General features: G+C 46.1%; 4 protein-coding genes and 1 riboswitch. All 4 genes read left to right on the top strand.

Features of this window, described 5'->3' with window-relative positions:
• Positions 1 to 1,413, top strand: a 1,413-nt coding sequence (gene terL / locus BLQ17_RS21650) for a phage terminase large subunit (protein ID WP_143005611.1), incomplete at its 5' end; no start/stop codon positions are given.
• A 13-nt stretch (positions 1,414 to 1,426) separates the two neighbouring features.
• Positions 1,427 to 1,603, top strand: a complete 177-nt coding sequence (locus BLQ17_RS23870; RefSeq protein WP_456236642.1) for an NrdR family transcriptional regulator — start codon at positions 1,427 to 1,429, stop codon at positions 1,601 to 1,603.
• On the top strand, positions 1,554 to 2,507 hold the full coding sequence (locus BLQ17_RS21645; protein ID WP_143005610.1) for a hypothetical protein: 954 nt from the start codon (positions 1,554 to 1,556) through the stop codon (positions 2,505 to 2,507). The genes BLQ17_RS23870 and BLQ17_RS21645 overlap by 50 nt, the downstream gene beginning before the upstream one ends.
• 425 nt (positions 2,508 to 2,932) lie before the next feature.
• Positions 2,933 to 3,005: riboswitch (cyclic di-GMP riboswitch) on the top strand.
• Positions 3,006 to 3,072: 67 nt separating this feature from the next.
• Positions 3,073 to 3,363 (top strand): hypothetical protein, encoded by a 291-nt coding sequence (locus BLQ17_RS21640; protein WP_092226327.1) that lies wholly within the window; start codon positions 3,073 to 3,075, stop codon positions 3,361 to 3,363.
• The last annotated feature ends 1,257 nt before the right edge of the window (positions 3,364 to 4,620 follow it).

Here is a 4,620-nt window from a genome sequence, read left to right as displayed (position 1 = left end):
CCTGACTTGTTCTTCATCAACAAGGAGCTCGCAGAACGCTCTCTCTCACACTTTATCCGGCAAGCCTGGAAAGTGATCGAACCAGGTACGCCCTACATCCACAACTGGCATATTGATGCTATTTGCGAGCATCTTGAAGCGGTTACCAACGGCCAGCTTCAGGACCTGGTCATAAACATTCCGCCGCGGCATCTAAAATCCATTGCAGTGTCCGTTTGCTGGCCGGCATGGGTATGGATCACCAAACCGGAAAAACGATGGATTTTTGCCAGCTATGCGCAGTCACTCAGCACCCGGGACAGTCTCAAATGTCGCCGGGTTATTCAGTCTCCCTGGTACCAGGAAAACTGGGGAGACAGATTCCAGTTATCCGGAGACCAGAACGCAAAGATCAAATTCGAAAACGATAAAACAGGTCACAGAATTTCAACCTCGGTCGGCGGATCCGCGACAGGGGAGGGGGGAGACTTTGTTGTTGTGGACGACCCGCACAACGTAAAAGAAGCGCTGAGCGATACGATCAGGGAGGCGACTGTCGAGTGGTGGGATCAGGTCATGTCTACCCGACTAAACGATCCCAAAACCGGATCCAAGGTGATCATCATGCAGCGAGTGCACCAAAACGATCTCTCTGGCCACGTTTTAGAACAAGGTGGCTATGAACACCTTTGCATTCCTGCTGAGTACGAGAAGAAGCAATATCACACCGCCATAGGCTTTAAGGATCCCAGAACTGAAGACAAGGAACTGCTCTTTCCAAAAAGGTTTGACCGGCAGGCAATTGAAAAGCTCAAAACTGTTCTGGGTACCTATGCCGCGGCCGGCCAGCTGCAGCAACGACCGGCGCCGGCAGAAGGCGGAATATTCAAGCTTGAGTGGTGGCAGTATTACAAAACGAGACCGAAAATTTCATGGATCCTGCAGTCATGGGATACCGGTTACAAGACAGGGCCGAAAAATGCGTATTCCTGTTGCGAGACTTGGGGGATCACCAACAGCGGGTATTACTTGCTCGATCTTTGGCGGGAAAAAGTAGAGTATCCGGATCTTAAACGGGCGGTAAAAAATCTCTACAACAAATGGCGTTCCCGGGTCGTCCTCGTCGAAGATAAAGCAAGCGGTCAATCGCTGGTCCAGGAGATAAAGCGCGGGACCAAAATTCCAATCAAGGCCGTAACAGTCACCGACGGCGATAAGGTCGTCAGGGCATCCCTTGTTTCCCCGATTGTCGAGGCTGGCAACGTATTCCTCCCCGAGGATGCACCTTGGCTTGCTGATTTCATCGATGAGCATACGCATTTCCCCAATGCAGCTTATGCAGATCAGGTGGATACAACCTCCCAGGCGCTGGATTATCTGGGGCAGAAAACAGGTCGGATTATTGGCGGGGCAAAAGTAATAAGCAATACGTGAGGAGAGAGAAGAGATGAATTGCCCAAATTGTAACGGAAAGACAAAAGTCTGGTGGACGGAAAAATACGACAGTCATGTCCAGAGAACCCGTATTTGCCCCAAATGCAATGTCGGGTTTAAAACTGTCGAGGAAATGGATCGTGACACCATTAAACCGAGAGGAAAAGACAGTGCTGCAACTATCAGATAGCTACCTGGAAACCGCGGTTCAGATTGAAGCTGAAATCCTGAAACGGCGAAAGCAGCTTTCCCTGGAGACTTTGCTCGAAGATCTGAAAACGATCTTGTCCAATGCCTGGAAGAAGTCCATCAAGGATCTTCTTATCAGAACCCTTAGGCTGCTTCAGGCAATGACCGGTCCGGTTACCCGGGATGAGTTGCTGTTTATTGAAGAAAACGTTTCAGATGGTCTGAAAATGCCCCTGGATGAGGCTAAACGCGTTCAGCTCATCGATATACAGGAGGCTTTGTTCTTGATCGGTGCCGGCGAAGCAGCCAAAGGTGCCGGGGTTAAAATCGTATGGAACCTCGCTGATCAAAAGACTCTCAAGATTCTTGACACAAACCTCATGTTTTGGATCGGCAGTTATTATGACGATAATCTTTCGGAAGGATTCAAGGCTACCCTCCAGGACTTTTTTGAAGGTGGTTACAACAGAAAAGATCTAGCCGAACTCATGAAGGTTCATTTTCGGGAACTCGGGACCAAACCGGACCATTATTGGAACCTGTTGGCGGATCATACCGCAACCAAAACCCGGGAAATTGGTCGAGTCTCCGGGTATGAACAGGCTGGCATCAAGGCTGTCCGTATCAAGGCTCATCTTGATGAAAAAACCACAGAAGTGTGCCGGCGCATGCACGATCAGATAATTGAAGTCATTCATCTGAAACGGCAGGTGGATAAGTATCTTGCAGCCTGTGAAACCAAGGATAAAGAAAAAATCAAGGCATCATGGCCGTGGATTTCTGACGCACAGGCTGAGCGCTCTCTGGGCAGTTCAAAAGGAATCAAGCGGCAGATTAAAAGGGGAAAAATTGGGCTGCCTCCTTACCACGCTCGGTGTCGGACTATTACCGTTGCTGAATTTTGATGATGTGAATATGTGCTCCATATGTAGAAATCCAGACTCTTTTTGACACGCAGTGATGTAATGTTCTAATTTTATAGAACAAGCTCACTGGTATCCTCATCTCCCGAGATTTACACCTCTCGCTGACGTAAATGACAATACTGCTGACCTTCACCGTGGCAATGTTAACCGTACAGCTCAGCTGCCGAACTTACCAGATCAGAAATCACCCAAACAAAGCATATGCCTACAGCCGCACTGGTGTCTCACCTTATTTATCTTCCACGGTGTTTAAGCCCCACCAGGGCTATTCACAGCACGGTCAGGGTTGAGAATGTACATGCAATGGCGAGCACAGTTGGACTCCTACCTTGGGGCCAATCTATCACCCTGTAGTATTGACTGCACAACAGTGCCTGACGTACAATTTTTTTATAGTACTGCAAATAAGATAAAGCCAAACCTGCCGGACGACGGGGACGGAAAGCTACGGGTCTATCGGATAGCCGGGCTGCCTTACTGAAATGGCAGCTTGGTTTTTTTTTATTAAGACTAACCCAACACCCTACAAAAAGGAGGACTCACTATGTTCGCAACTATTAGAAGATACAAAGGATTCCCCCAGGACAAGATGGATGAGATAGTCAAAAGAGTAACTGATGGTTTTGTACCTCTAATCAGCGCTAGCGAAGGGTTCATTGATTACCGCTTTATAGACTCAGGAGGTGGTATAATTACTACCATCAGCGTATTCGAGACAATGGAAGATTCTGTAGCATCTAACAAAGCGGCGGCGGATTGGGTTAAAGAGAATCTTGCTGAGTATAATCCTTCTCCGCCTCAAATTACTACAGGAGAAGTGAGAATAGACAAGTAGGTATATGCAATAGAATCGGGCACTTTTAAAGGCTGCGTCAAGAACATGGGGGTATTCGAAGTGCCGAAAATAAGCATATGAAATCTCATGAGGCAAAAACCATTTTTTGCCTCATGATCTGCATACGATGTTATTAATCCGGCGGGCATTTAGGCTTAAACTTTTCGTATATATTAGTTAGACGTCAAATTGATTGACGTAAAAACAGCCAGATAGTCAGATGCGAACCCGAAAGCAGAATCCGGACTAGACGTATTTGCCCACCGGATTAATATTCACAGGTTATCAACTATGATAATTGCTCCATAGTTTCAGAATCAAATAATGGATTGTCTTTCGTATCAAGGGTTGATATTAGCTGTATGAATTTCCTGAGAGACCATTGCCACCAGATGTTGACCTTATTCTGTGAATGTAGGGGGGCGCCTGTCTATTGAGTGGCATTTGCCGTGAACGGGACGGCTCTGAAGGGATACAGGAATAAGATCAATATCGGTACTCAGAAGTCCAACTTGATATTTTCACGGGTAATATTACAAGAACGATGTCTTCGTAACACCGCGCTAATCGGAAATTTACACAGTTTTCGTTACACTCTCGGTTATGAAGAATCATTTTTTGAAATGTGAAAAAGCTGTGGATGGGTGTGTTTGTCAACAATCAGGGTATTTTTGAGGTAAAAACAACTGATGACAAGGGGAGAACTGTGTTAATGCACCATGTGCACAAATTGGTAGCAAAAACGGAGTTATTTGGATAGGATTGTAAGCAATAAATGCATGGAACCAAGTAAAAAGAACGGAGAAAGTTAGCGGACGCTAAGAAAGCGATTACTTATCACTCACTATGATCCCCAAAACAATAGAAAGAGAGCATCTTCTCCAAGCAATTACAGTAATCGATAATGAAGGGTATGATAGAAAACACAAATCCACTAAACACGACCTTTTACACAACGGGAAAAGCGGAATGTGTCAATGAAAATGAGACACCTTTGTTGGTAATTTAGACTACCTTCTTTGTGTTGATACGAGTAGCATGTTGGCCATAACAGTCAAGGCCAAGCCCTTCGGGTAACTCCGCTGCGCTCCGTTAACCTTGAATGCCATGACCAACATACTGAACCTATGTTTGTTATTGAGAAAACAAAAATTCATTTTGTTTTTTCATTAGTTGCCTGCAATTTCGGAGGATTAATCCAGGCCGCGTTCGGTACGGCTAGCGGCTGTGGGATTTTGCCTTTAAACCGTTGCGGAT

Origin of the sequence: Desulforhopalus singaporensis (genome assembly GCF_900104445.1) — a bacterium.
In the GTDB taxonomy this organism is placed as follows: Bacteria; Desulfobacterota; Desulfobulbia; order Desulfobulbales; family Desulfocapsaceae; genus Desulforhopalus_A; species Desulforhopalus_A singaporensis.
Note: the sequence above shows the minus strand (reverse complement) of the source record. Positions and strands in the feature narration are given on the sequence as shown.

What these genes read in the sequence shown, in the direction of transcription:
- BLQ17_RS23870 (WP_456236642.1), top strand. Translation starts at nt 1,427, where the DNA reads ATGAATTGCCCAAATTGTAACGGAAAGACAAAAGTCTGGTGGACGGAA.
- BLQ17_RS21640 (WP_092226327.1), top strand. Translation starts at nt 3,073, where the DNA reads ATGTTCGCAACTATTAGAAGATACAAAGGATTCCCCCAGGACAAGATG.